Source organism: Actinotalea sp. JY-7876, from assembly GCF_014042015.1.
Lineage (GTDB): Bacteria > Actinomycetota > Actinomycetes > Actinomycetales > Cellulomonadaceae > Actinotalea.
This window is the reverse complement of the sequence record NZ_CP059493.1, coordinates 2671643-2695831: the sequence shown is the minus strand read 5'-3', so window position 1 is coordinate 2695831 and position 24189 is coordinate 2671643. Positions and strand designations below refer to the sequence as shown.

The 24189-nt window shown below is 75.6% G+C and carries 26 protein-coding genes; 17 read left to right on the top strand and 9 right to left on the bottom strand.

Annotation, left to right across the window (positions count from 1 at the left end; all coding sequences use genetic code 11):
* Positions 1–63: 63 nt before the first annotated feature.
* Both H2O74_RS12430 and H2O74_RS12425 read right to left on the bottom strand, forming a co-directional pair.
* Positions 64–513 carry an arsenate reductase ArsC gene (locus H2O74_RS12430; protein ID WP_255491612.1) on the bottom strand — a complete coding sequence of 150 codons (450 nt, stop codon included), beginning with the start codon at positions 511–513 and terminating at the stop codon, positions 64–66.
* Complete coding sequence (locus tag H2O74_RS12425) at positions 510–2630, bottom strand: S9 family peptidase (protein WP_182111868.1); 2121 nt, start codon at positions 2628–2630, stop codon at positions 510–512. The genes H2O74_RS12430 and H2O74_RS12425 overlap by 4 nt, the downstream gene beginning before the upstream one ends.
* Positions 2631–2757: 127 nt before the next feature.
* Between H2O74_RS12425 and H2O74_RS12420 the strand changes: the two genes are divergently transcribed.
* From H2O74_RS12420 to H2O74_RS12410, 3 genes are all read left to right on the top strand, one after another.
* Positions 2758–3717, top strand: coding sequence for an SPFH domain-containing protein (locus H2O74_RS12420; RefSeq protein ID WP_182111867.1), 960 nt, complete (start codon positions 2758–2760; stop codon positions 3715–3717).
* Positions 3714–3950: a hypothetical protein gene (locus tag H2O74_RS12415; RefSeq protein WP_182111866.1), complete on the top strand. Its 237-nt coding sequence runs from the start codon at positions 3714–3716 to the stop codon at positions 3948–3950. Before H2O74_RS12420 ends, H2O74_RS12415 begins: the two co-directional genes overlap by 4 nt.
* A 164-nt stretch (positions 3951–4114) precedes the next feature.
* Positions 4115–4345, top strand: a complete 231-nt coding sequence (locus tag H2O74_RS12410) for a hypothetical protein (RefSeq protein WP_182111865.1) — start codon at positions 4115–4117, stop codon at positions 4343–4345.
* 116 nt (positions 4346–4461) lie between these two features.
* On the opposite strand, the gene H2O74_RS12405 is transcribed toward H2O74_RS12410, so the two are convergent.
* Both H2O74_RS12405 and H2O74_RS12400 read right to left on the bottom strand, forming a co-directional pair.
* The gene (locus tag H2O74_RS12405) at positions 4462–5349 is read right to left on the bottom strand and encodes a L,D-transpeptidase (RefSeq protein WP_182111864.1); all 888 of its coding nucleotides are present in this window, start codon (positions 5347–5349) and stop codon (positions 4462–4464) included.
* 77 nt (positions 5350–5426) lie between these two features.
* Entirely contained in the window at positions 5427–6170 is a 744-nt protein-coding gene (locus tag H2O74_RS12400) for a class I SAM-dependent methyltransferase (protein WP_182111863.1), read from the bottom strand.
* A gap of 119 nt (positions 6171–6289) precedes the next feature.
* Between H2O74_RS12400 and H2O74_RS12395 the strand changes: the two genes are divergently transcribed.
* The 5 genes from H2O74_RS12395 to H2O74_RS12375 all read left to right on the top strand — a co-directional run bounded on the left by H2O74_RS12395 (position 6290) and on the right by H2O74_RS12375 (position 10222).
* Positions 6290–6952, top strand: a complete 663-nt coding sequence (locus tag H2O74_RS12395) for a DUF1992 domain-containing protein (RefSeq protein WP_182111862.1) — start codon at positions 6290–6292, stop codon at positions 6950–6952.
* 145 nt (positions 6953–7097) lie between these two features.
* Positions 7098–8468, top strand: a complete 1371-nt coding sequence (locus H2O74_RS12390; RefSeq protein ID WP_182111861.1) for an APC family permease — start codon at positions 7098–7100, stop codon at positions 8466–8468.
* 103 nt (positions 8469–8571) lie between these two features.
* Positions 8572–8970, top strand: coding sequence for a YbaB/EbfC family nucleoid-associated protein (locus tag H2O74_RS12385; RefSeq protein WP_182111860.1), 399 nt, complete (start codon positions 8572–8574; stop codon positions 8968–8970).
* Positions 8967–9290 (top strand): WXG100 family type VII secretion target, encoded by a 324-nt coding sequence (locus H2O74_RS12380; protein ID WP_182111859.1) that lies wholly within the window; start codon positions 8967–8969, stop codon positions 9288–9290. Before H2O74_RS12385 ends, H2O74_RS12380 begins: the two co-directional genes overlap by 4 nt.
* Positions 9290–10222: a WXG100 family type VII secretion target gene (locus H2O74_RS12375; RefSeq protein WP_182111858.1), complete on the top strand. Its 933-nt coding sequence runs from the start codon at positions 9290–9292 to the stop codon at positions 10220–10222. The genes H2O74_RS12380 and H2O74_RS12375 overlap by 1 nt, the downstream gene beginning before the upstream one ends.
* Positions 10223–10284: 62 nt before the next feature.
* Here the strand turns inward: H2O74_RS12375 and H2O74_RS12370 are convergent, their stop codons facing one another.
* Positions 10285–10707, bottom strand: coding sequence for a hypothetical protein (locus H2O74_RS12370; RefSeq protein WP_182111857.1), 423 nt, complete (start codon positions 10705–10707; stop codon positions 10285–10287).
* Positions 10708–10758: 51 nt separating this feature from the next.
* Positions 10759–12330, bottom strand: a complete 1572-nt coding sequence (locus H2O74_RS12365) for a class I SAM-dependent methyltransferase (RefSeq protein ID WP_182111856.1) — start codon at positions 12328–12330, stop codon at positions 10759–10761.
* Between the two features lie 101 nt (positions 12331–12431).
* Between H2O74_RS12365 and H2O74_RS12360 the strand changes: the two genes are divergently transcribed.
* Positions 12432–13343, top strand: coding sequence for a DNA-3-methyladenine glycosylase (locus H2O74_RS12360; protein ID WP_182111855.1), 912 nt, complete (start codon positions 12432–12434; stop codon positions 13341–13343).
* On the opposite strand, the gene H2O74_RS12355 is transcribed toward H2O74_RS12360, so the two are convergent.
* Positions 13276–14058, bottom strand: coding sequence for a hypothetical protein (locus H2O74_RS12355; protein ID WP_182111854.1), 783 nt, complete (start codon positions 14056–14058; stop codon positions 13276–13278). The two genes, H2O74_RS12360 and H2O74_RS12355, sit on opposite strands and share 68 nt — an antisense overlap.
* Positions 14059–14284: 226 nt before the next feature.
* Here H2O74_RS12355 and H2O74_RS12350 point away from each other — a divergent pair, with 226 nt between their 5' ends.
* Positions 14285–16174 carry a M15 family metallopeptidase gene (locus H2O74_RS12350; protein WP_182111853.1) on the top strand — a complete coding sequence of 630 codons (1890 nt, stop codon included), beginning with the start codon at positions 14285–14287 and terminating at the stop codon, positions 16172–16174.
* Positions 16175–16263: 89 nt separating this feature from the next.
* Positions 16264–16506, top strand: coding sequence for a hypothetical protein (locus H2O74_RS12345; protein WP_182111852.1), 243 nt, complete (start codon positions 16264–16266; stop codon positions 16504–16506).
* Between the two features lie 19 nt (positions 16507–16525).
* Here the strand turns inward: H2O74_RS12345 and H2O74_RS12340 are convergent, their stop codons facing one another.
* Positions 16526–16762 carry a DUF2188 domain-containing protein gene (locus H2O74_RS12340; protein ID WP_182111851.1) on the bottom strand — a complete coding sequence of 79 codons (237 nt, stop codon included), beginning with the start codon at positions 16760–16762 and terminating at the stop codon, positions 16526–16528.
* A gap of 92 nt (positions 16763–16854) precedes the next feature.
* Positions 16855–17712, bottom strand: coding sequence for a LysR substrate-binding domain-containing protein (locus H2O74_RS12335; RefSeq protein WP_182111850.1), 858 nt, complete (start codon positions 17710–17712; stop codon positions 16855–16857).
* 75 nt (positions 17713–17787) lie between these two features.
* Between H2O74_RS12335 and H2O74_RS12330 the strand changes: the two genes are divergently transcribed.
* From H2O74_RS12330 to H2O74_RS12305, 6 genes are all read left to right on the top strand, one after another.
* On the top strand, positions 17788–18780 hold the full coding sequence (locus H2O74_RS12330; protein ID WP_182111849.1) for an NAD-dependent epimerase/dehydratase family protein: 993 nt from the start codon (positions 17788–17790) through the stop codon (positions 18778–18780).
* A 155-nt stretch (positions 18781–18935) separates the two neighbouring features.
* Complete coding sequence (locus H2O74_RS12325; protein WP_182114259.1) at positions 18936–20102, top strand: LLM class flavin-dependent oxidoreductase; 1167 nt, start codon at positions 18936–18938, stop codon at positions 20100–20102.
* Positions 20099–20731, top strand: coding sequence for an FMN reductase (locus H2O74_RS12320; protein ID WP_182111848.1), 633 nt, complete (start codon positions 20099–20101; stop codon positions 20729–20731). Before H2O74_RS12325 ends, H2O74_RS12320 begins: the two co-directional genes overlap by 4 nt.
* Before the next feature lie 130 nt (positions 20732–20861).
* The gene (locus H2O74_RS12315) at positions 20862–22265 is read left to right on the top strand and encodes an extracellular solute-binding protein (RefSeq protein ID WP_182111847.1); all 1404 of its coding nucleotides are present in this window, start codon (positions 20862–20864) and stop codon (positions 22263–22265) included.
* Positions 22266–22272: 7 nt separating this feature from the next.
* Positions 22273–23253 carry a carbohydrate ABC transporter permease gene (locus H2O74_RS12310; RefSeq protein WP_182111846.1) on the top strand — a complete coding sequence of 327 codons (981 nt, stop codon included), beginning with the start codon at positions 22273–22275 and terminating at the stop codon, positions 23251–23253.
* A complete protein-coding gene (locus tag H2O74_RS12305; protein ID WP_255491608.1) occupies positions 23250–24188 on the top strand; it encodes a carbohydrate ABC transporter permease in 939 nt (312 codons plus the stop codon). The genes H2O74_RS12310 and H2O74_RS12305 overlap by 4 nt, the downstream gene beginning before the upstream one ends.
* Position 24189: the final 1 nt, after the last annotated feature.

The window sequence follows — 24189 nt, the reverse complement described above, 5'->3', positions numbered from 1 at the left end:
CCGCGCGCGGGTTCTGGCACGGATCCCGGCGCGGCGGCACCCGGATCCGTGCCAGAACCGGCGTCAGGCGTCGACCGGGGGGACGCCGAGCTCGGCGAGGAGCGTCAGGACGCGGGCGCGGATCTCGTCGCGGATGGGGCGCACCGCCTCGACGCCCCGGCCGGCGGGGTCCTCGAGGGCCCAGTCCTCGTACCGGGTGCCGGGGTAGTACGGGCACGCGTCGCCGCAGCCCATGGTCACGACCACGTCGGACGCCTGGACGGCCTCGGCGGTGAGCACCTTGGGGCGCTCGGAGCGGAGGTCGATGCCCACCTCCGCCATCGCCTCGACGGCGGCCGGGTTGATCTGCTCGGCGGGCATCGATCCCGCGGATCGCACCTCGACCGCGCCGCCCGACAGAGCCGTGAGGAAGCCCGCCGCCATCTGCGAGCGCCCGGCGTTGTGGACGCACACGAACAGGACGCTCGGGCGCGCACCGGCCTCGACCGCGCCCGGCGCGGCGGCCGCGCTCACCGGTCCGACGCCGACGGCGCGACCGGCAGGTGCTGAGCCCACCAGCGCAGCACGTGCTCGAAGCGCGTGATGCGGTGGCGGGGGCGGCCCGAGCGCGTGAGCTCGTGCCCCTCGCCGGGGAACAGCAGGAGCTCCGCGGGCACGCCGCGGCGCTTGAGCTCGACGAACCAGCGCTGGCCCTGCTCGACGGGGCAGCGCCAGTCCTGCTCGGAGTGGATCACCAGGGTCGGCGTGCGCACGCGGTGCACGTGCGCCATCGGCGACTGCGCGGCGAGCGCCGCGGCCTCCTCGGGCGTGTCCCCGCCGCCGAGGTACTCGAGCCCGAAGAACCAGCCGATGTCGCTCGACCCGACGAAGCTGATGGGGTCGAGGAAGCCGCGCTCGACGATCGCGGCGGCGAAGCGGTCCGTGCGCGTCGTCAGCCAGGCGGTCATGTAGCCGCCGTAGGAGCCGCCGAGGACCCCGACGCGCTCCGCGTCCAGGCCGAGCGAGGCGTCCGCGAGCGCCGCGTCCAGCAGCGCGACGACGTCGTCGGCGTCGACCGTGCCGAAGCCGCGGCGGATCGCGCGGCCGTGCGCGCGCCCGTACCCGGCGGAGCCGCGCGGGTTGCCGTAGACGACCGCGTAGCCGGCCTCGGCGAGCACCTGCACCTCGTCGAACAGCGCGTGCGTGTACTGGGCGAACGGTCCGCCGTGGATGAGCAGCAGCGTCGGGTGCGGCCCCGTCCCGTAGCGCTGCGGGTCCGGCAGCGCGACCCAGCCGTGGACGGGGTAGCCGTCGGGCGCCGTCGCCGTGAGCTCGCGCGGCGTCCTGACGCGGCCGGTCGCGCGCAGCGGCGCGGACAGGTCCGTCAGGGCGCGCACGGCGCCGGTCGCGCGGTCGACCGCGAGCACGTCCCCGGAGGAGACCGGGGAGGCGGCGCACACGACGACGGCGTCGGCCGCCGCGTCCAGGCCGGTCACCACGGCGGGCGAGTCGACCAGCACCCGCGGCTCGCCCTCGCCCGTCGCGGGCACGGCGAGTAGCACGACGGCGCCGCGCCGCTGGTCGGCGACCAGCACCTCGTCGCCGGCCAGCGCGAGCAGGCCGGGGACGAGGTCGGTCGTCTCGGCGTCCGTCAGGCGGCGCGGGGTGACGTGCGGTGCCAGGACCGCCTCGCCGGCGTCCTCGGCGCCCTCGAGCTCCGTGGGCCGGACCGGCTCGTCGAGCCGGGCGCGCACCTGCGCCAGGTCGAGCGTGAACAGGCCCGTCTGGGAGGCGACGAAGTCGAGGCGCGACGGCCCCTGGTCGCCCGCGAGCAGCCACAGCGTGCGCCCGTCCGCGGACGGCAGGACGGTCTCGACCGAGAGCGTCGACCCACGGGCGGCGTCGGTGAGGGGGCGGGGGAGCGGCGGCTCCGACCCGGCGGCGCGCGGCGTCCGGGGCGCCTCGACGAGCACGGCGTCGCGCAGCAGGTCCTCCTCGCGCCCCGGGTGCAGGGCGGCGACCGCCACGAGCGCCTCGCCGTCGGGCAGCCACCGGGGCGCGGCCACGTCGACGTCTCCGGACGTGAGCTGCACCGGCTCGGGCAGGTCGCGGGCGGCCTCGCCGGGCTCGCCGTCGCGCGGGACGTCGACCACGAAGACGTGCTGCGGGCGGTCGCGGAAGAAGCCGATGCCGTCGCCGCGGTAGCGGAAGGTCGTGATGTGGCGCGGCGCCTCGGCGCCCGGGTCCTCGCCCGCGACGTAGCGGCCCTCCTCGGGGACGCGCGCGAGGTAGGCGAGGCGCGCGCCGTCGGGGGAGAAGCGGGGCTCGCTCACGCCGAGGGGGGCGTCGGTCAGCCGCACGGGCTCGCCGCCGCCGGCCTCGACGACGTGCAGCTGCGGGCGGCCCTTCGGCTCCGCGCGCACGAAGGCGATCAGGCGGCCGTCGGGCGACCACACGGGCGACGTGTCGCGGTGGCCGCGGGTCAGCGGCGCGGGCGGGCGCGAGCCGTCGACGGGGACGGTCCAGAGGCTGCCGACGTACTCGTCGGTCTCCGGGTCGGGCGCGACGACCGGGACGACGACCGTCGTCCCGTCCGGGCTGAGCGCCGGGGCGCCGGGCGTGCGGAGCAGCGGGAGGTCGGTGGGAAGCACGGGACCAATCTATGCACCCCCGGTCCGTCCGGCGCTGTCCGTCCGGCGCGGTCCGCCCGGCGCTAAAATGTGATATCACTTTGCTATACGCCGCCGATCCGGCGGTCGTCAGCACCAGGAGGAGCCCATGTCCGAGACCGTCCCCCCACCGCAGGCCTCCGTCGGCGGCGACCCCGCCGGGCGCCCGGTCGGCCACTCCGGCGCGCGCGTCGACGTCGCCGAGCGCCTCGCCTGGTCGCTGGGCACGGGTCCGGCCCTCCTCGTGATCCTCGCCGCGCTCGTGATGATCGGCGCGTGCGTCCCGCTGTTCATCGCGGCCGACGGCGGCGAGGACCTGGCGGGCGTCCTGGGCATCGTCCTGGCCCTCGTGGGGCTGGTGCTGCTGACCAGCGTCGCCGTCATCAGCCCGGGGCAGACGCGCGTGGTCCAGCTCTTCGGCCGGTACATCGGCACCATCCGCCGCACCGGCCTGGTGCTCACGGTGCCGCTGACCACCCGCAAGAAGGTCTCCGTCCGCGTCCGGAACTTCGAGACCAACGAGCTCAAGGTCAACGACGCCGACGGCAACCCGATCAACATCGCGGCGATCGTCGTGTGGCAGGTCGCGGACACCGCCAAGGCGACCTTCGCCGTCGAGGACTACGCCGACTTCGTGCGGGTGCAGTCCGAGTCCGCCCTGCGCCACGTCGCGATGTCCCACCCCTACGACCAGGCCGACGCCGGCGAGGAGTCGCTGCGCGGCGCGACGGACCTGGTCTCCGCGGAGATCGCGACGGAGGTCGCGGCCCGCGTCGTCATCGCGGGCCTGGAGGTCATCGAGGCGCGGATCTCGAACCTCGCCTACGCGCCCGAGATCGCCCACGCGATGCTCCAGCGGCAGCAGGCCGGCGCGATCATCGCCGCCCGCGAGCGGATCGTCGACGGGGCGGTCGGCATGGTCGAGAGCGCGCTCAACCGGCTCGAGGCTGACGGGATCGTCGACCTCGACGACGAGCGGCGCGCCGCCATGGTGTCGAACCTGCTCGTCGTCCTGTGCGGGCAGAGCGGCGCCACCCCGGTCGTCAACACGGGGTCGCTGTACACGTGAGCGACGAGCAGCCGGCCCGGCCGGGTCGGGGACGCGAGCGCCGCCAGGTGCTGCTGCGCCTCGACCCGGCCGTGCACGACGCGCTCGCGCGCTGGGCCGCCGACGAGCTGCGCAGCGTCAACGCGCAGGTCGACCTCGTCGTGCGGCGCGCGCTCGCGGAGCAGGGCCGGCTGCCCTCCGCGGCGGGGCCGCCGCCGCGCCGCGGGCGCCCACCGGCGGCGCCGTCGGCCTGACGCCGGGCCGAGCGCTCGGCCCGTGCGGCGCGGCGGCGCCGGGAGCGGCGTGCCCGCGCGTCGCCGCCGGATTTGCGGCGAGGGCCTGACGACCGCGCTGCCACGCGAGTAGACTGAAGGCTCCAGACCCTCCCCTCCGTCCCGGGCCTGGTGGGAGAAATCCGATGCCGCCCCGTCCTGCTGCTCGCCGTTACCTCGCCACGAGCCCGTTCAACGCCGCTCGCGAGGCCGCCATCAAGACCATCGTCCCCGTCGAGGCGGGCGACCGCGTCTGCCACGAGCGCCACGGCCTCGGCCGCGCCGTCCGCATGGACGGCGACCGCGCCGCGATCGTCGACTTCGGCGGCGACCTGCGTCGCGTCGAGCTCGACAGCCCGCGCCTCGACCGCCTCTGACAGACCCGTCGGCCCCGGCCGACAGCCCAGCGCGGGGGCGCCCCGCGTCGCTGCATGACGCCTTGGCGTCGCCCAGCGACGCCAACGCGTCACCCACCGCGGCGCGATCGCCGGTGTCAGGCGGTGACGAGCACCGGCGTGCCGAGGGGTACGTCGGCGAACGGCGCCAGGGCATCGGCCGGCACGCGCAGGCACCCGTTCGAGATCGGCCCGCTGTAGGTCGCGTAGGCGTGGATCGCGATCGGCGCCGGCCCGCCGTTGAACTCGTCCAGCGTGGGCGAGTGCGAGCCGAAGTACACGAACACCGGTGAGTACCGGGCGCCCGGGTCCGGCGCGATCGACATGACGAACGTGCGGCCCAGCGGGGTCGGCGTCTCCGGGGTGCCGAACCCCGTCACCGTCCGGGCGACCTCCTCCTCGCCGCGGTGCAGCACCACCTCGCCCGTGCCCAGGGACGCCGTGATCCGGTAGTCCGTGGAGCTCGTCAGGACGTCGTCGGCGTGCACCCAGCCCGTGGCCTCGTTGACGCCGTCCGGGCCCACCTGGCTCGGCAGACCGCGCCGCACCGTGAGCAGCACCTGGTACCAGTCGCCCTGCTGCGCGACCACCGGGTAAGAGGTCACGCCCTGGTACTGGACCAGGGGGAGCAGCGCGAACGGTGCGCCGCGCGGGGCGTCGTACAGCGCGATCCCGGGGTCGGTGTCCGGGGTGACGAGCAGGCCGCTCGGCATCGTCCCGGGGTCCGGGTCGGCCACGGCCTGCGGCATCACGGCCCAGGGGTCGGCCACCGGCAGGGTCGCGAGGTCGACGTCGGGCGGGGTCCACGCCGCGACGGGTGGTGGCGCGGTGCGCGACGCCTCGGGGGCGGGCGCGACGGTGGTCGGCGCCGGCGCCGGCGCCGGCTCGGCCGCGCACCCCGCGAGCCCGACCGCCCCGAGCACGCAGGCGAGGACGGCGCCGAGGCGCGGGCCCCGACGTCGCCCCACGGAGCGTGCTCGTGCCACCTCGCCACCTCCTCTGCGCGGGCCTGGCGGCCGCGGCTCCCAGCATGGCGTGCGCGGCCGCGTGCGGCGACCACGGTTCACGCCCGCGCGACCGCCCACCGGTAGCGGTTGACGAGCCGGTAGCCGCCGTCGGGCGAGCGGAACGGGCGCGCCGCCTCGACGACCATCGCCCGGGCGTCGGCCAGGCCCGCCGCGTCCTCGCCCAGGAGCACGCCGCGCACGAGCGCGTCGTCGTCGGGCACCTGCCAGGGGACCTCGACGAGCCCCGCCGCGACCGGCGCCAGTCCCGCGTCGCGCAGCAGCTCCTCGAACCCGCCCTCCCGGTGGAGCAGGCCGTCGGGCGGGACGTCGTCGCCCGCGCGGCGCGCGACCGCGGCCTCGATCCGCTGCAGGTCGTTGCGCGAGCCCTCGGCCCAGCCCGCGAGCGCCACCCAGCCGTCCGGCCGCAGGACCCGGACGGCTTCGGCGAGGGCGTCGTCGACGTCGTCGGCCAGGTGCAGCGCGTTGACGCACGTGACGACGTCGAACGTCGCGTCGGGGAAGGGCAGGTCGTCCGCCGAGGCGATCACGACCGCCCCGGGCGCGTGCCGGGCCGCGCGCCGCGCCATGCCCGGCGCCGGGTCGACGCCGACCGCGTCGCCACCGCGGCCGCGCGCCGCGCGGAGCAGCTCCCCGCTCCCGCAGCCGACGTCGAGCAGGCGCGTGCCCGGGCCGACACCGGTCGTCCCCAGCAGCACCGGCCACACGGGCGCGCCGCTGGGGCCCCACAGCTGCGACCAGCCCTCGGCCACCGCCGACCACGGGTCCTCGTCCGCGCCCATCGCACCGTCCCGCCCGTCCGCCGCACACCGCCGTGCCACGAGGCTAGGCCCCGCCGCGGACGACGCGCGGGGTGGGCGCCGCGAGTGCCGGCGCCTATCGTCGGACCCAGGGAGGGCGCATGGACCACGACGAGGACCCGATGCGCTCGGCGGCCCGGTACCAGGTGGACCGCCTGGTCGAGCAGGACGCCGACGTGCCGCAGGCCGCGGAGCCGGACGGCGCCGCGGCCCCGGTGTCGCAGCTCGACGGGCGCGGGCGCATGGACCGGCGCGGTGAGTGGGTCGACGAGCTCGTCCGGCAGGCCATCGCGCGCGGCCAGTTCGACGACCTCCCGCTCGCGGGCAAGCCGATCCCGAGCATCGACGGGCGCCACGACCCCGACTGGTGGCTCAAGGGACTCGTCGAGCGCGAGCGCATCACGGGCGTGCTGCCCGAGGCGCTCCAGCTCCGCACGGACGACGCCGTCCTCGACCAGCGCCTCGACCGCCTGGCCGGTCCGGACCAGGTGCGCGCGGCGGTCACGGAGTTCAACGCACGGATCGTCGCGGCCCGGCGCCAGCTGCTCGGCGGACCGCCGGTGGTGACGCCGCTGCGCGACGTCGAGGCCGAGGTCCGCCGCTGGGCCGAGCGCGCGCGCCGCCGCCGCGACGCCGACGCGGAGCGCAGGACGGCCGAGCGCGCGCGGGCGGAGGCGGAGCGCGCGCACCGGCGCGCACGGGGCCGCGCCCGACGGCGTTCGTGGTGGCGCCTCGGCGGGACCCGCCCGACCGACGCCGGCTGAGCGCCGCGGTCGGCACGCCCACGGGCGGCGGCGCTGGGCGCGCGCGCCGCGGGCCGCGGCCTCACACTGCGCTCACGGAGCAGTTGTCGGACCGCAGTTGTCGGAGTGCAGTCGTCGGAGCCGTGTCCCGGGACAGGGAGGCCGCATGTCCACCACACCCACCGCGCCGCGGGAGGCCACCGACGGCGCGCCGGCCGACGACGGCGGGCTGCGCCGGACCGTCGGTCGCAAGGTGCTGCTGCTGTTCGTCGTGGGGGACATCCTCGGCGCCGGCATCTACGCCCTCACGGGGAAGGTGGCGGCGGAGGTCGGCGGCGCGATCTGGGTGCCGTTCCTCGTCGCGTTCAGCCTCGCCACGCTGACCGCCGCCTCGTACGTCGAGCTCGTCGGCAAGTACCCCAGTGCGGCGGGCGCCGCGCTGTACGCCAACCGCGCGTTCCGGCGCCCCTTCCTGACGTTCCTCGTCGCCTTCGCCGTGATGATGTCCGGCATCACGTCGGCGTCCGCGGCCGCGCGGGCCTTCGGCGGGGACTACCTGGCCGAGTTCGTCAGCGTGCCCACCGTCGCGGCGGCGTGGGTGTTCCTCGGGCTCGTGACGGTGATCAACCTCGTGGGCATCTCGGAGTCGGTCCGGGTCAACGTCGTGCTCACGCTCGTCGAGCTCACCGGGCTGCTCGTCATCGTCGCGATCGGCGTGTGGTCGGTCGCCACGGGCGAGGGCGACGTGAGCCGGGCCGTGCGCCTCGACGGCGACGGCGGCAGCGTCCTGCTGGCGGTGCTCGGCGGCACCGCCCTCGCCTTCTACGCGCTCCTGGGCTTCGAGGACTCGGTCAACCTGGCCGAGGAGTGCCGCGACCCGCGCCGCGACTTCCCGCGCGCCGTCTTCGCAGGACTGGCCATCACCGGCGTCATCTACCTCTCGGTGGCCTTCACGTCCTCCATGCTCGTCGACACCCAGACCCTGGTGGACTCGAGCGGGCCGCTGCTCGAGGTGGTCAAGGTGGCGGGGGTCCCGTTCCCGCCGGCGCTGTTCGCCGTCATCGCCCTGCTGGCCGTGGGCAACACCGCGCTCATCAACATGATCATGGCGTCGCGCCTGGTGTACGGGATGGCGCGGGAGGGCATCGTGCCGCGCGTGCTCGGCCGGGTGCACGAGACGCGGCGCACCCCGTGGGTGGCGATCGCGTTCACGCTCGCCGTCGCCCTGACGCTCGTCAGCACGGGCGACCTGGCAGGGCTGGCGGACACCACGGTGCTGCTGCTGCTCCTGGTGTTCGTGGTCGTCAACGTGTCGGTGCTGGTCCTGCGCCGCACGGACCCGGGCGAGGGCGGCCACTTCCGCGCCGCCACCTGGGTGCCCGTCGCGGGGGCGGTCGTCAGCGCGGTGCTCGCGAGCCCTCTGACGGGGCGCGGCGCGGACGTCTACCTGCGGGCCGGGCTGCTGCTCGCGATCGGCGTCGTGCTGTACGCGGTGAACCGGGCCGTCGTGGGCCGGTCGGTTCCCCCTTCCGGGTGACCTTGGTCTCTCGCCTCGGCCTCTCGTGGCGTGGTATCGCCGTCCCCCCCTAATCTCAGGCCACCGAGATCAACAAGGGAGACGAGTGAGCGCTGGTGGAGCCATGACCGACGCGTGGGTCGAGCGGATGCAGGAGGAGGCGCGGGTGCGGCTCGAGGCAGCCGCCCGGCTCGAGCAGGAGCTGGCCGGTGCGCGGGCGACGGGTCAGAGCACCGAGCGCGCCGTCACCGTCACGGTGGGCTCCTCCGGCGTGGTGACCGACGTCGTCTTCACGTCCGTGGCCGAGCGGCTCTCGGCCGACCAGCTGCGGACGGCCGTCCTGGAGGCGCTCGGGCGCGCCCAGGTCGCGATGGGGGAGCAGGTCGCGGCGCTCACCGCGGGCATGCCCGGCGCCGAGGACGTGCGCGACCTCATCGCCGGCCGCGTCCCGGAGTCCACCCGGGACCTGCTGCGCGACGAGATCGCCGACCGGCGGCAGCGCGAGTCGGAGGCCGGCGCGTGAGCGGCGAGTTCTCCGTCGAGCACGACGCGCTGAGCCTCGCGGCCAACCGCCACCACGACCTCGCCGGCCGGTACGCGAACCTGCAGGGACGGCGCGGGGAGCTGAAGCTGCCGTCCGGGAGCCTGGGCAAGCTGCCGTCGTCGGACGAGATCCAGGCGGCGTTCGATCAGCGGTACGAGGGCCTGGGGGAGGCGCTGACCGCCCTGAGGGAGATCTACGACAACGTCGGCGACGCGCTGTCGCTCTCGCGCGACGCGTACGTGGGCTCCGACGAGGCCGTCGCGACGATGTTCACCAAGCTGATGTCCGGAGGCAGCTGATGTCGGTCGGTGGAGCGGTCTCCGTCTGGGACAAGATCAACGGCTGGATGGCGCCCCTCGACGGGCTCGTCGACGCCGTCCTGCGGCCCGTCGTCGCGCCGCTGGCGGACCTGTTCGACTCCGTCACGGGCGACTCGGAGGAGGTCCGGTCCACGGCCCAGCGGTGGCGTGACCTGGCGACCACGCTGGACCAGCTCGTCGACCACCACCGCGACGTCCTCCAGCCCCTCGCCGGCGCCTGGGAGGGCGACGCGCACGAGGCCTTCGCCGCCTCGATGAAGGAGCTGCAGACCAAGGTCGAGGGCCTCGCCGACTCCACGCGGGAGACGGCCGAGTTCCTCGACGACGCCGCGATGGAGGTCGAGACGGCCGAGGAGCTCGTCGCGACGATCATCCGCGAGCTCATCGAGTGGGCCCTGCTCTCCCTCGTCGTGGGCGCGGCGCTGAGCGTGGTCACGCTCGGGGCGTCGGCCGCGGCCGGTGCCGCCGCGGCCGCGGCGCGCGGTGCCGTCGCCTACTCGAAGATCGCGACGGTCCTGGCGAAGGTCGCGAGCCTGCTGACCCAGCTCGCCAACCTGCTCCGCGCGGTCAACAAGATGAAGTTCTTCTCGCGCAACGGGTTCCTCATCAAGACGCTGCTCGTCAAGGGCCTGATCCTCAAGCCGGTCGTGCAGCCGCTGACCGGGCTGTCGGCGTCGCCGCTGACGGAGGCGGGCAGGACCGGGCTCCAGGGGTTGCGCGACATCATCGCGGACGAGGCCGACGACCAGCTGAACGGCAACGACGGGATGCAGACGCCGCTGCGCGACGGGCTGGACAACGGGCTCGGGCCGATCGGGAACATCCCGGAGCCCATCCGGTCGGGTCTCCGCGGTGCGTCCGAGGTCATCGACAAGATCGACAAGGGCATCCCGTCACCCCCGCTGCGCTGAGCGGACCGCGCGGCGCCGCCGGCTGAGGCCGTGCGGCGCCCGCGGCTCGGCCGCGCCGACCGTCAGCGCGGCGAGCTCTCCCGGCGGACCAGGCGGGACGCGAGCGAGGCGCCCGTGACGATCAGGACGACCCACAGCACACCGAGCACGACGACGCCCGCGAGAGCGCCGACGACCAGGCCCAGGCGGCCCACGAAGAGGTAGCCGACCAGGCCCAGGCCGCCGACGACCACGACGACGGCGAGCGCCCACACCGCGATCTCGAGCAGGCCCTGGCCCATCTCGCGCGCCATGTCCTTGCCCAGCTCGCCCATGCTCGGCAGGGGCGGGTCCGCGGACTGCGGCTGCTGCGGGTACGGCTGCTGCGGGTGGGGCTGTTGCGCGTACGGCTGCTGCGGGTACGGCGGCTGCGCGTACGGCTGCTGCGCGTACGGCGGCGTCGGACCGGGGGGACCGGGGGGCGGCGGCGGAGGGGGCGTCGTCACCGGCGTGACGCTAGCAGCGGCCCGCGGCCCGCAGCACGCCGGGCGCGGTCCTCACGCGGGGCGCCGTGCGACCGTCAGCACGTGCGTGTCGGGCCACGGCACGCCGTCGCCCGTGACGGGGTCGACGAGGCGTGCCCCGACCGAGAGCCGGTGGGTGACGAGCCAGTCGTTGCGCCACGCCGTGCTCGCCGGGGCGAGCTCGAAGCCGACGTCGTGCAGGAGGGCGGACCAGTCGGGCCACGTCATGTCGCAGAAGCGCTCGTGGCACTCGGACAGCCAGCTGCGCACGTAGTCGCGCGTGTACAGGAACTCCATCGCCGCGCGCAGGCTGAGCTCGGCGACCGACGTGACGCCGCCGTCGTCGCGCGTCGTCGTGGCCGCCCAGCGCACGTCGCACGCGCCGCCGGACAGGGCGGGGAAGTCGCGGGCGAACTGCGCGAGGCGGCCCGCGGGGGAGAGCGCCTCGACGTAGGGGGCGACGTCGTCGCCCGGGAGCGCCCCCAGGTCGCGGGCGTCGCCGGGCTCGCCGTCCAGGTGCAGGTGGACCGTGCGGTCCCCGCCCTCGGGACCCAGGACGTCCGAGTTCACCCACACGCCGCCGGGTGCGGTGTGGGCGAAGATCCGCCGCGCGAGCAGCTCGAGGTCGTCGCGCCCGCGCCCGTAGCTCGAGATCTCGTGCGTCAGGGCGATCGTCGTCGTCGTGCTCACGGTCGCGTCGGGGAAGACGGGGCCCGTGAGCAGGTTGCGCTGGGCGAAGAAGACGTTGGGGTTGGCGAACACGCCCTGCGCCTTGCGGTGCTCCGCCTCGGCGACGAGGTGGCGGGAGACGTCGATGCCGTACAGGTCGGACTCCGCCAGCCGCGGGTCGCGCGCCGCGCGCTCGAGCAGGCCGCCGGCGGCGCAGCCGAGGTCGACCACCCGGCCCGGCTGCACGTGCGGTCCGACCTGCGCCCACTTGCGGTCCGACGCGTCGTCGAAGTCGGCCGTGTAGGACCGGTAGTCGCGCGTGGCGGTGAGGTCGCCCTCGGCGCCGACGGTCGGGTCCAGGTAGGCCGTGCGGACGACGTCGGCCAGGCCGTAGCGCTCGTAGTACGCGAGGGCTGCGGGGTGGGCCAGGTCGCGCCACCGGTCGTCGCCGGCGACGGCGAGCTCGAGGACGTCCCACGGGCGCGCCGGTGCGTCCGGGTGGCCGTCCTCGACGGGCGCAACCCGGAAGCCGAGCGCCGCCCAGAGGGCCGCCACGGCCGGGGTCGAGCACGCGACGACGGTGTCCGCCGGCGTCAGGGTGAGGCCGAGGCAGACCTCGACGCTGCCGAGGACGGTGCGCGCGAAGCGGTCGCTCGGGGGGACGTCGGCGACCGGCACCACGAGCGGCTCCGTCCCCTCGGCGGCGCCGACGCGCTCGATCATCGCCTCGCGCCGGTGGGCCGGGACCGGGTTGCGGCGCGTGCCGGAGTGGGTGGCCGAGGTGACGGCCCACACGACGCGCGCGTCGTCGTCGCACCGCACGGGCTCGCCCGCCGTGTCCGTGAGGCGGCCCGCGAGCAGGTCGCGCAGGTAGTCGGTCTGGAACCGCGTGACGAGGTGGTGGCGGCCGGGGAACAGGACGTGGCGCACGGGCATGTGCCCACCGTGCCGGATCCGCGGCGCGCCCGCCGACGTGTCCGCCGCGGGCGGTGGCGGCGTGGGACGGGGCTGTCGCAGGCGCGTGTGACGATGGGCCGGTGGAGCAGCAGCGGACCGTGACCCTGCCCGGGCCGGTCGACGTGCGGCGCACCCTGGCGCCGCTGCGCCGCGGCCTCGGGGACCCCGCCTGGCAGCTCGGGCCCGACGGCGCGGTGTGGCGGGCGACGCTCATGCCGTCGGGTCCGGCCACCGTGCGCCTGGCGCCGTGCGGGCCCTGCGCCGTCGACGTCCTCGCATGGGGTCCGGGCGCGGGGGAGGCCCTGGCCACGGCGCCGGCGGTCCTGGGCGCGCACGACGACGCCGCGACCTTCGACCCGCCGCCGGGTCCGGTCCGCGAGGCGCACCGCCGGGCGCCGTCGCTGCGCATCGGTCGCACGGGCCGGGTCCTGGAGGCGCTCGTCCCGGCGATCCTTGAGCAGCGTGTCATCACGCGCACCGCGCACGACGCCTGGCGCCACCTGCTGCGGGCGCACGGCACGCCGGCCCCGGGACCGGCGCCCGCGGGGATGCGGGTGCCGCCGTCGGCGCAGGCGTGGGCCGCGGTGCCCGTGTGGGACTTCCACCGCGCGGGCGTCGACCCGGGACGCGCGCGGACCGTGGTGGCCGCGGCGCGGCTCGCGCACCGGCTCGAGGAGGCGGGGCGGCTACCGCGGGAGGAGGCGCTCGCCCGGCTGCGGTGCGTGCCGGGCGTCGGCGTCTGGACCGCCGCCGAGACGGCGCAGCGCGCGTTCGGCGACGCGGACGCGGTGTCCGTGGGCGACTACCACCTGGCGGGCCAGGTCGGCTGGGCGCTCGTGGGGGAGAAGGTCGACGACGACCGCATGCTGGCGCTCCTCGAGCCCTACCGCCCGCACCGCCACCGGGCCGTCCGGCTGCTCCTGCTCAGCGGCGCGGCGCGCGTGCCGCGCCGGGGGCCGCGCCTGGCGATCGAGGACCACCGCCGTCGCTGACGGCGCGGCCGGGCCTCTCGCCCGCGGCGCGGGACAGCGGGCGGTGGCCGGGTGCTCCTGCGGCGAGGCGCTCGGCGAGCGCGACCGCCGCACCGAGCAGGTCGGCGAGGAGCGCATCGGTCCGCGGCACGCCCGCCGGGCCGAGCGAGCGCACCGCGAGCTCGACGACGGCGTCGGCGTCGGGTCCGCGCCGCGGCGAGAGGGCCGCGACGAAGCCGGTGGCCCACCGCGTGGCGTCGGGGGCCGCGTCGAGCGCGGCGCGGGCGTCCGCGCGCAGGGCGCCCGGGCCGGCGACCTGCTCGCACGTGAGCAGCGCCGCCGCGAGCGGCCGCTGGTACCACGGTGCCGCGTGCGGCAGTGCCATGGTCGCCGCCAGGAGCGCCAGCTCGAGGTCCCACGCGGCGTCATCCGGCGCGCGACCGCGCCGGCGGCTCCGGCGCGGTCGCTCGCGCTGCGTCCCGATGCCCGGCGGTCGCAGGCCGACGAGCGACGGCGCGAGGAGGGCGAGCCGCGGGCGTGCCTCGTCCGACGTCGCGTCGTTGACCAGCCGCGCGAGGCGCGCCAGGAGCGGGTACGTGCACGGCGGCGCGTCGCTCCAGCGCTCACCGGCGAGGACGCTGACGAGCTCCATGAGGCACGCGCCCTGGCTCGGGCGCCGGTGCCGCCCGGCCGCCAGGAGCGGCAGGCCGTCGGGGGTGCTGGAGGTGAGCTGCACGGTGACCACCCGCTCCGTCGAGGCTTTCCTCGAGTCTGCGCCCGTGCCGCGGGGACGGCAACGCCTCGGGCCGCCGGCTCGGGACGGGTGCCCTCAGGATGATTTGCGCCTGACCTGTCCGGTTCGCCCGTCATGTGCGAGCCTGGGGGTCCAGACACGAACGCCCGGACCGGGCGCCGACCGCAGCAGCGCGCGCCGACGCCCCGACCGGGACCTAGGACGTCGGATGAGCGAAGGCAGGGCACGCGCGATGCGGCGCGGGCGCACCGGCACGGCGCGGCGCAGTCCGCGTCGGACCGCCGCTGCGTCGCTCGCGACGGTCCTCCTCGTCTCGGGCGGCATGGCAGCGGGCACGGCCGCCGGCTCCCTCGACCCCGACGCCCTCGCGCGCGTCCAGGCGGCGCACGCCGCGGTGGCGGGTGCACCGGGCGAGGCCGCGGCGCGGGCCGCCGAGCGGCGCCTCACCGCACAGTCGGCCGCATGGGCGACCGCCTGGCGCGCGGAGACGCTCGCCGTCGCCCGTGCCGCGCTGCAGGCCGCCGACGGCGCGTCCGAGGTGGTCCGGACGGCCGCCGGACGGGCCGCCCCGACCGTCGAGCCGACCGCGGACCGGACGCAGTCGCCCGCGCCGCCCGAGCTGGCGTGGACCCAGCAGCTCGGGCTCGACGACGCTGCCCTGCCGCAGGCCCTGACCCCGCGGCCCGCTCGCGCGGTCGGGTCGCCGGAGCGGGGCGCCGGGCGAGCCGGTGCCGCGCAGGTCCCGACCGCGGAGCCGACGCCCGGGGCGGGCGGCGGGTCCGGGCCGACCCACATCGACGCCACCGGGCTCGATGTCGCCGCCCTGGACTTCCTCGACGACGGTGGTGCGCGCACGGACGACGCGGCGCCCGGCGGCGGTACGGAGTCCGGCGAAGGCACCGCTCCCGGCGAGAGCACCGCGCCTGAGGAGAGCACCGCGCCTGATCAGAGCACCGCGCCTGATCAGAGCACCGCGCCCGACGGCGCCGTCGGTGGAGCGGGCGCCGCCGAGGCCGAGCCCGATGCACCCGTCGACCCGGCCGAGCTCGCGGCCGCCCGGGCCGCGCTCGCGGCGCTGGTCGAGCGCGCGGCCGCCGCGCCCTCGGGCGCGAACCCGCGCGACGTGCCGTACGCGCCCGGTGGCGACGTCGTCGCGCTGACGGCGCAGTCCGACGTCGCGGTGGCCGGCGAGCTCGAACGGGCCGCCGCGGAGCTCTTCGCGCTCGCGATGCGCGCCGAGCGGGCCGTCGAGCTCTCGGCCGTCGCCGAGCAGGGCCGGGCGCTGACCGCGCTCGAGGAGGCGACGCAGCGCGCGAGCGCGCAGGTCGCCGCCTTCACGGGGGTGCCGCAGGGCCCCCCGACGGCGACCGTCGCCGACTCGTGGCCCAACGGGGCGATCCCCGCGAGCGCGCTGTGCGCTCCCGCCTTCGCCCCGACGGCGCTGCTGCGGTGCGACGCCGCCGCGGCGCTCGATCGGCTCAACGCGGCGTACCGCGCGGACACGGGGCGCGACCTGGGGGTCTCCAGCGCCTACCGCTCGGCGGAGCGGCAGGCCGAGATCCGCGCGCTCCGCGGGGCGCTCGCGGCGCCTCCGGGCCGGTCGAACCACGGCCGTGGCGTCGCCGTCGACCTGGCCGGCATGGGCGGCCTCGGGGAGTTCGACGCCCCCGCCTACCTGTGGATGAAGGAGCACGCGGCGGCGTTCGGCTGGTACCACCCGCCCGTCATGGAGCCGGGCGGCGGCGGGCCGCAGGAGCCCTGGCACTGGGAGTACGGCACGTCCGCCGGCTACGACGACCGCGACCGTCCCGCTGTCGCGCCGCGGCGCGGGCTGACCCCGATCCACCCGCCGGTGGCGGTCCCGCGGGCCGTGGCGCCGCACGCGACCGCTCCGTCGCCCGTCGCGCCGTCGCCCGTCGCGCCCCCGGCGGCGCCGCCGCCCGTCGTCGCACCCCCCGTGCCGCCCGTCGCGCCGCCGCCCGCCGCAGCGCCGCCCGTCGCGACGCCACCCGCCGCACCGCCGCCCGTCGCGCCGCCGCCCCCGGTGGAGCCGGCGCCAGAGGCGGCGCCGGAGGCCGTGCCGTCGGTCGGCGAGTAGGCGCCCGTCCGGCCGCCGCCGGATTGCGGGCCGTCCCGGGGCGTGATTGCGTCGGAGCAGCACGCAGGACGAGCCGGCGAGAGGTGGACATGAGCGAGGACGTCAGCACCCCCATCCCGGACGAGCCCGGTCAGGACCCCGACGCGCCGGTCCAGGACCCCGTCAACGACGGCTACGGGTTCTCCGACAGCCCGACCTCGGGCTTCGACCTCGGCAACGAGGACCCGGCGATCCCGAGCAGGCGCGAGGAGGTCGCGCCGGGCGAGCGCCAGGGCGACGCCCGCACCGAGCCGGATGCCGGCACGGCACCGGACGCGTCCCCGGTCGTCTAGTGCCCCCGGTCGTCGCGCCTCAGGCCGTGTAGCGCATCGCCCCCGGCCACACGCCGGGCTCGGCCGCGCCGTAGTCGCGGCGTTCGAGGACGCTGCCGTCGACGTCGTGCACGGAGTGCTCGCACGCCAGCTCGATCGCGATGGCGCGGCCCTCGGCGACGGCCGTCGTGCGGCTCGTCCACGGTGTGCCCTGCTGCAGGCCGTCCACCATGTTGCGCCAGGTGTAGGCCTCGTAGACGGTGTGTACCTGGACCACGGTTCCCCCCGGGGTACGGGAGCATCGTTGCTCGTCCGCCATCATCGCGCGGCGGGCGACGTCCTGCCAGTGGGCGAGGGCCCCGGCATCCGTCAGCGGGACCGCCCGCGCCCCGTGCCGCCGCGCGCCCCCGGCGGGCGCCCGCCGCGACCGGACCCGGCCGCGCCGCCCCTGCCCTTCGCCGGCTTCGCGGTGCCCGCGCCGGACCTGCCGGCGCCCGTCCGCCGGGCGGCCGGGCCGCCCGCGCCGCGCGCGTCCTGGGCACCCCGGCCCGTCCCGGTCTCGGCGCCCTCGGCGGGCGGCGTCGCGCCGCGCGAGCTGCGCGCCGTGCGACCGCGGACGATGCCGATGAAGTCCTCGACCAGCGGCGTGGTCCGCTCCGTCAGCCACGCGAGGCCGACGCGGGTGTGCTCGAGGTCGACGACCGGCCGGTGCGTCACGTCGCGGCGGTGGTGCAGCCGGGCGACCGACATGGGCACCACCAGCACGCCCACGCCGGCGGCGACCAGCTCCACGGCGTCGGCCGTGCCTGTCCACGGCGGTGCGGGGCGTCCGGTCGGCGCGCGCCCGCCGGCGGCGTCGATCCAGCCGGGGACGGAGGCCGGGTCCTGCAGCAGGTCCTCGTCGACCAGGTCGGCGACGGCCACCTCCTCGAACAGCGCCACGGGGTGGTCCCGCGGCACGACGACGACGGCGACCTCGCTCCACAGCGGGATGACCTCGAGACCGTCCCGGGGCACCGGCAGGCGCACGAACGCGGCGTCGACGGCGCCGTCGTGCAGCGGGGCCACCTGGGCGGCGGCGTCGAGGACGTCCGGCGGTGCCGCCTCGAGCGGGACGACCTCGAGCGGGACGTCGGGGCGGCGCTCGGCCCACACCCGGCCCCACTTGCTCACCGTGACGCCGGGGGCGACGGCCACGCGGAAGGGGGTCGAGGGCTCGGGAGGCACCCGGTCAGGCTACGGGTCGGGCGCGCCGCCGCGGCGCCGGGGGCCGACGTCGGCCCGCCCGGCTACCGTGCGTGCATGAGCGCACCCAGGGTCCTGTTCATCGGCGGCAGCGGCACCATCAGCTCCGCCAGCACGCGGCTGGCAGTGGAGCGGGGGATCGACCTGCACGTCCTCAACCGCGGCGAGAGCACGACGCGGCCCCTGCCGGACGGCGTCACGACGCTGCGCGCCGACATCCGCCGCCCCGAGACGGTGCGCGAGGCGCTCGGGGACCTCGAGTTCGATGCCGTGGTCGACTGGGTCGCGTTCACGCCCGAGCACGTCCGCACCGACATCGAGCTCTTCACGGGTCGCACGGGGCAGTACGTCTTCATCTCGTCGGCGTCGGCGTACCAGACGCCCCCGGCGCGCCTTCCCGTGCTCGAGTCCACCCCGCTGCGCAACCCGCACTGGGAGTACTCGCGCAACAAGATCGCGTGCGAGGACCTGCTCGTGCGGGCGTACCGCGACGACGCGTTCCCCGCGACGATCGTGCGCCCGTCGCACACCTACGACAAGACGCTCGTCCCGCTGGACGGCGGCTGGACCGTGATCGAGCGGATGCGGCAGGGCAAGGAGGTCGTGGTCCACGGCGACGGCACGTCGCTGTGGACGCTGACGCACCACGCGGACTTCGCCAAGGGCTTCGTGCCGCTGCTGGCCCACCCGCGCACGGTCGGGGAGGCGTTCCACCTGACGTCGGACGACGTCCTGACCTGGGACCAGATCGCGCACACGCTCGCCGCGGCCGCCGGGACGACGGCGCGCATCGTGCACGTCCCCTCCGACGCGATCGCGGCGCAGGACCCGGAGTGGGGCGCCGGCCTGCTGGGCGACAAGGCGCACTCGATGGTGTTCGACAACACCAAGGTGCGGACCGTGGTGCCGGACTACCGGGCGACGATCCCGTTCGAGCAGGGCGCGCGCGAGATCGTCGAGTGGTACGACGCCGACCCGGCGCGCCGCACGGTCGACACGCGCGTCGACGCGCTCCTGGACCGGCTGGTCGATCAGTTCCGCGTCGCCTGACGGTCCGGCACGCCGACGCGAGAGGTGCATCGGCACCGGGTGCGCGGAATAGCAGCGCCGAGGTTGTGGTTCCGGCGGTAGCGGTTGAAGATTGAACTAACCGACGGCAGGAGCACCCCATGTCCGCGCAGCGCACCACCGGTCCGGCGCCGCAGATGCAGTTCGGCATCTTCTCGGTCAGCGACATCACGACGGACCCGACGACGGGCCGCACGCCGGGCGAGGGCGAGCGGCTCAAGGCCGTCCTCGCCATCGCGGCCAAGGCGGAGGAGGTCGGGCTCGACGTCTTCGCGCTGGGGGAGCACCACAACCCGCCGTTCTTCTCGTCCTCTCCGACGACGACGCTCGCGTACGTCGCCGCGCGGACGGAGCGGCTCCTGCTCTCGACCGCGACGACCCTGATCACCACGAACGACCCGGTGAAGATCGCCGAGGACTACGCGATGCTCCAGCACCTGGCGGACGGGCGCGTGGACCTGATGATGGGCCGCGGCAACACCGGGCCGGTCTACCCCTGGTTCGGCCAGGACATCCGCAACGGCATCCCGCTCGCGGTCGAGAACTACGCCCTCCTGCACCGCCTGTGGCGCGAGGACGTCGTGGACTGGCAGGGCCGGTTCCGCACGCCGCTGCAGTCGTTCACCTCGACCCCGCGCCCGCTCGACGGCGTCCCGCCCTTCGTCTGGCACGGCTCGATCCGCTCGCCGGAGATCGCCGAGCAGGCCGCGTACTACGGCGACGGCTTCTTCCACAACAACATCTTCTGGCCGATCTCCCACACCCAGCAGATGGTCGCGCTGTACCGCCGCCGGTTCGAGCACTACGGCCACGGCGCCGCCGACCGGGCGATCGTCGGCCTCGGCGGCCAGGTCTTCATGCGCCGGAACAGCCAGGACGCCAAGCGGGAGTTCCGGCCGTACTTCGACAATGCGCCGGTCTACGGCCACGGCCCGTCGATGGAGGACTTCACGGAGCAGACGCCGCTCACGGTGGGCAGCCCGCAGGAGGTCATCGACCGTTACGCCGCGATGCGCGACCACGTCGGGGACTACCAGCGTCAGCTGTTCCTGATCGACCACGCCGGGCTGCCGCTCGGCACCGTGCTCGACCAGCTCGAGATCCTCGGCGGCGAGGTCGTCCCGGTGCTGCGCAAGGAGCTCGCCGTCGGCCGTCCCGCGCACGTGCCGGACGCACCCACGCACGCCGCGCGGGTCGCCGCCGCGGGCGGCGGACGCGACGCGACGGTCCACGGCGCGGGCGACGACGTCACGGGCGCGTCGCCGGAGCCCGCCGGGGCCGGCGACCCGCGGGTGACGCGGTGAGCCGCCGGATCGCCGTCGTCTCGGGCGGCTTGCGCCAGCCGTCGTCGACGCGGCTGCTCGCCGACCGCATGGCGGAGGCCGTCGAGCGCGCGCTGCGCGAGGCGGGCGAGGACGCGGTGCTCGACGTCGTGGAGCTGCGGGACCACGCGCAGGACCTCACGGCCGCCCTGCTCACGGGCTTCGCGACCGAGCGCCTGACTTCCGCCCTGGAGACGATCACGACGGCCGACGGGCTCGTCGCCGTGACGCCGATCTTCTCCGGGTCGTACTCGGGCCTGTTCAAGAACGCCGTCGACGTGCTCGAGGACGGTGCGCTGGAGGGCATGCCCGTGCTCATGGGCGCGACCGCCGGGACGGCGCGGCACTCCCTCGCCCTGGAGCACGCCGTCCGGCCGCTGTTCAGCTACCTGCGCACCATCACGGTGCCCACCGCGGTCTTCGCGGCGACGGAGGACTTCGGGCAGGCGGCCGGCTCGACCACCGGCGACGTCGTCCCGCTGGGGGCCCGCATCGACCGCGGCGCGCGCGAGCTCGCCGCGCTCGTGGCCGGCCGCCCGCCGCGCGGTGCCGCCGGCCCGCGCGACCCGTTCGCCCTGACCGTGAACTTCGAGGACCTCCTCGGCGGCTGACGGGCATCGGCTGCGCTGCGGCCCGGGGCGTGACCGAGGTCATCGACTTCCCCGCGCGAGAAGCGCGGGCCGGTGCTCTACTCGGCATACCGGGCGCCGCGTCCCGACGCCCACGGCCTGTGGGGGCAGCATGAGAAGCGCAGCAGTGCGGTCCGTCCTCCTGGTGGCGACGTCGGCCGTCGCGCTGACGGCCTGCGCGCAGGGCACGGGGGCCACCGGCGAGAGCGGCGGCGAGGACGTCGCCTACGACCCCGACGCGGAGCTCACCGGCGAGATGTCCGTGATGGGGTTCGGTCTGGTCGACGAGGTCGCGGAGGTCCGGCACGACCTCGCGCTCGAGGAGCTCGGCGACGGCGTGGACGTCTCGCTGGTCGAGGGTGACCTCGACATCCAGCAGTTCCTCTCGGCCGTGGCCGCGGGTGACCCGCCCGGCCTCGTCTACGCGAACCGCGACCAGATCGGCACGTTCGCCTCGCGCGGTGCGATCGTCCCGCTCGACGCATGCGTCGAGGGCGAGGGGATCGACACGTCCGTGTTCCGCGAGACCGCGCTCGAGCAGGTCACCTTCGACGGCGCGCTCTACGCCCTGCCGGAGTTCATGCAGGTCCAGATCACGATGGCGAACGGGGACCTGCTCGAGGCGGCCGGTCTGAGCGTCGACGACGTCAACGGCTCGGACTGGGAGGCGGTCACCGCCGCCACCACCGCGCTCACGCAGGGCTCCGGGGGCGACCTCAGCGTCATCGGCTACGACTCCAAGCTCCCGGAGTTCCTCCCGCTGTGGGCCAAGGCCAACGGCGCGGACCTCCTGTCGGACGACGCCCGCAGCGCGAACCTCGACGACCCGAAGGTGGTCGAGGCCCTCGAGTTCGCGGTCGAGGTCTACGACCAGCAGGGCGGCTTCGGCGGCGTCAAGGCCTACCGCGACGCGGCGGACTTCTTCGGCGAGGGCAACCAGTTCGCGACCGGCGTGCTGGGTGCCATGCCGATGGAGAACTGGTACGTCAACGTGCTCAACGAGGTCTCGGCCGACGCCCCCATGGTCTTCGACACCTTCCGCGGGCGCGACGGCGAGGCGCTCGCCTACTCCGGTGGCTCCGCGTGGGCGATCCCGGCGGGGACCGAGGAGACCCAGGCCGCCGCGTGCCGGTTCATCCGCGTCATCACGGCGACCGACTCCTGGCTCGCGGCCGCGCAGGAGCGCGCCGACCAGCGCGCCGAGTCCGGGCAGCTCTTCACCGGCCTGCTCACGGGCAACGCCGAGGCGGACGAGCAGATCCGCTCCGAGCTCGTGCCCACGGACGCGCCCGAGCCGTGGGCGACGGCCGTCGCCGCGATCTACGAGGCCAACGACCATGCCGTGAACCTCCCGGCGAACCCGGCGGACGCCGAGTTCAAGGCCGCGTGGCAGGACGCGGTCAACCGCGTGCTCAACGGCCAGGCGGAACCCGCGGAAGCCCTCGCCCAGGCGCAGGCCGAGGCGCAGGAGGCGCTCGACGAGGCGTGGGCGGAGTGGGACGAGGACCAGGGCTGAGGCCGCGATGACCGCGACGACGTCGTCGCCGGCCGCGGCCGAGGGCCGCGGCCGGAGCGCGGGCCGCCCGGCGGAGCGGCCCGGCCAGCGCCGGACCCGGCACCGGGAGCTGCGCGGTGCCCTGCTGTTCCTCAGTCCGTGGATCGTCGGCTTCCTGGTCTTCACGCTCTGGCCCGTGCTCTACAGCGGCTACCTGTCGCTCACGGACTACGACGTCCTGACCGACCCCGAGTTCGTCGGGCTCGAGAACTACGAGCGCATGGCGCAGGACGACGACGTGCGCCTCGCCCTGTGGAACACCTTCTACTACACGGTGCTGCACGTGCCCCTGCTGGTGATCCTGTCGCTCGCGCTCGCCCTGCTGCTCAACCAGGCGGGGCGCTCGGCGGGGTTCTTCCGCACGGCCTTCTTCCTGCCCAAGATGACCCCGCCGGTCGCCGTCGGCGTGCTGCTCCTGCTGCTGTTCAACGGGCAGGGCGGCCTGGTCAACGAGGTGCTCGGCTGGTTCGGGATCGACGGCCCGAACTGGACGACCGACCCGGCGTGGGTCAAGCCCGGCATCGTCCTCATGAGCCTGTGGGCCATCGGCTCGTCGGTGATCATCCTGCTCGCGGCGCTGCGCAGCGTGCCGCAGGAGCTCTACGACTCGGCCCGGGTCGACGGCGCCGGCTTCTGGCAGCGGACCCTGCGGATCACGCTGCCGATGATCAGCGGCCCGATCTTCTTCATCGTCGTCGTCAACACCATCGCGAGCTTCCAGACGTTCACCGAGGCGTACACCGCGTTCTTCGGGTCGGGGAACACGACCTACAGCAACGACGCCGCCCTGTTCTACGTCATCTACCTGTTCCGGCAGGCGTTCGAGTTCCTCGACATGGGGTACGCGTCGGCGCTCGCGTGGCTGCTCTTCGTGATCATCCTGCTCGTCACGCTGGTCCAGCTGCGGGTGTCCAGGCGGTTCGTCTTCTACGAGGGGGAGGACCGGTGAGCGTCAACGTGGGCGCCGCGGGGTCCGCGGACGCGACGCGCGTCGAGAGCCTGGGCCTCGCCGCCGTCGTGCAGGAGACGGGCGGGCTGCCGCCGCAGCGGCGACCGCGGCTGACAGTCGGACGGGTGCTGGTGCTCGCCGCGCTCGGGGTCGCCACGCTGATCTTCGTCTACCCGTTCGTGTGGTTGCTCAGCGCGTCCTTCAAGCCGCGCGGCGAGGTGTTCGACAACAAGCTCATCCCGGACACGTTCACGGTCGAGAACTACCTGAACGTGTGGCAGGAGGCGCCGATGGCGCTCTGGCTGCTCAACACGGTGATCGTGACGGTGCTCGCGGCCGTCACGGTGACGATCTCGAGCGCGATGGTCGCCTGGGGGTTCTCGTACTTCCGGTTCCGGGGGCGGGAGGCGCTCTTCGGCCTCGTGCTGGCGACGATGATGCTGCCGGGTGCCGTGACGATGATCCCGACGTTCCTCATCTGGAACTCGCTCGGGCAGGTGGGGACGCTGACGCCGCTGTGGGCGGGCAACCTCTTCGGGTCCGCGTTCTACATCTTCCTCATGCGGCAGTTCTTCCAGGGCCTGCCGCGGGACCCGTTCGAGGCGGCGACGCTCGACGGCGCCAACAACTGGACGCTGTTCTGGAAGATCGCCCTGCCGCTGACGCGACCCGCCGTCGTGGTGACGCTGCTGTTCGAGCTCCAGGCGGCATGGACGGACCTCATGCGGCCGCTCATCTACCTGCGGGACTCGAGCACGTTCACGATCCCGCGCGGGCTCAAGTCGCTCGTGGACCAGTACGGGTTCGGCGGCGAGTGGCACTGGGAGATCATCGTCACGGCCAGCGTCATCACGACGGTGCCGATGATCATCATCTTCTTCCTCGGCCAGCGTCACTTCATCGAGGGCATCGCCACCACCGGCGCCAAGGGCTGAT

Coding starts and splice junctions, on each gene's coding strand:
- H2O74_RS12350 (WP_182111853.1), top strand. CDS start 14,285: ATGAGCGAAGGCAGGGCACGCGCGATGCGGCGCGGGCGCACCGGCACG.
- H2O74_RS12315 (WP_182111847.1), top strand. CDS start 20,862: ATGAGAAGCGCAGCAGTGCGGTCCGTCCTCCTGGTGGCGACGTCGGCC.
- H2O74_RS12385 (WP_182111860.1), top strand. CDS start 8,572: ATGACCGACGCGTGGGTCGAGCGGATGCAGGAGGAGGCGCGGGTGCGG.
- H2O74_RS12330 (WP_182111849.1), top strand. CDS start 17,788: ATGAGCGCACCCAGGGTCCTGTTCATCGGCGGCAGCGGCACCATCAGC.
- H2O74_RS12410 (WP_182111865.1), top strand. CDS start 4,115: ATGCCGCCCCGTCCTGCTGCTCGCCGTTACCTCGCCACGAGCCCGTTC.
- H2O74_RS12420 (WP_182111867.1), top strand. CDS start 2,758: ATGTCCGAGACCGTCCCCCCACCGCAGGCCTCCGTCGGCGGCGACCCC.
- H2O74_RS12345 (WP_182111852.1), top strand. CDS start 16,264: ATGAGCGAGGACGTCAGCACCCCCATCCCGGACGAGCCCGGTCAGGAC.
- H2O74_RS12395 (WP_182111862.1), top strand. CDS start 6,290: ATGGACCACGACGAGGACCCGATGCGCTCGGCGGCCCGGTACCAGGTG.
- H2O74_RS12310 (WP_182111846.1), top strand. CDS start 22,273: ATGACCGCGACGACGTCGTCGCCGGCCGCGGCCGAGGGCCGCGGCCGG.
- H2O74_RS12375 (WP_182111858.1), top strand. CDS start 9,290: ATGTCGGTCGGTGGAGCGGTCTCCGTCTGGGACAAGATCAACGGCTGG.
- H2O74_RS12325 (WP_182114259.1), top strand. CDS start 18,936: ATGCAGTTCGGCATCTTCTCGGTCAGCGACATCACGACGGACCCGACG.
- H2O74_RS12400 (WP_182111863.1), bottom strand. CDS start 6,170: ATGGGCGCGGACGAGGACCCGTGGTCGGCGGTGGCCGAGGGCTGGTCG.
- H2O74_RS12390 (WP_182111861.1), top strand. CDS start 7,098: ATGTCCACCACACCCACCGCGCCGCGGGAGGCCACCGACGGCGCGCCG.
- H2O74_RS12365 (WP_182111856.1), bottom strand. CDS start 12,330: ATGCCCGTGCGCCACGTCCTGTTCCCCGGCCGCCACCACCTCGTCACG.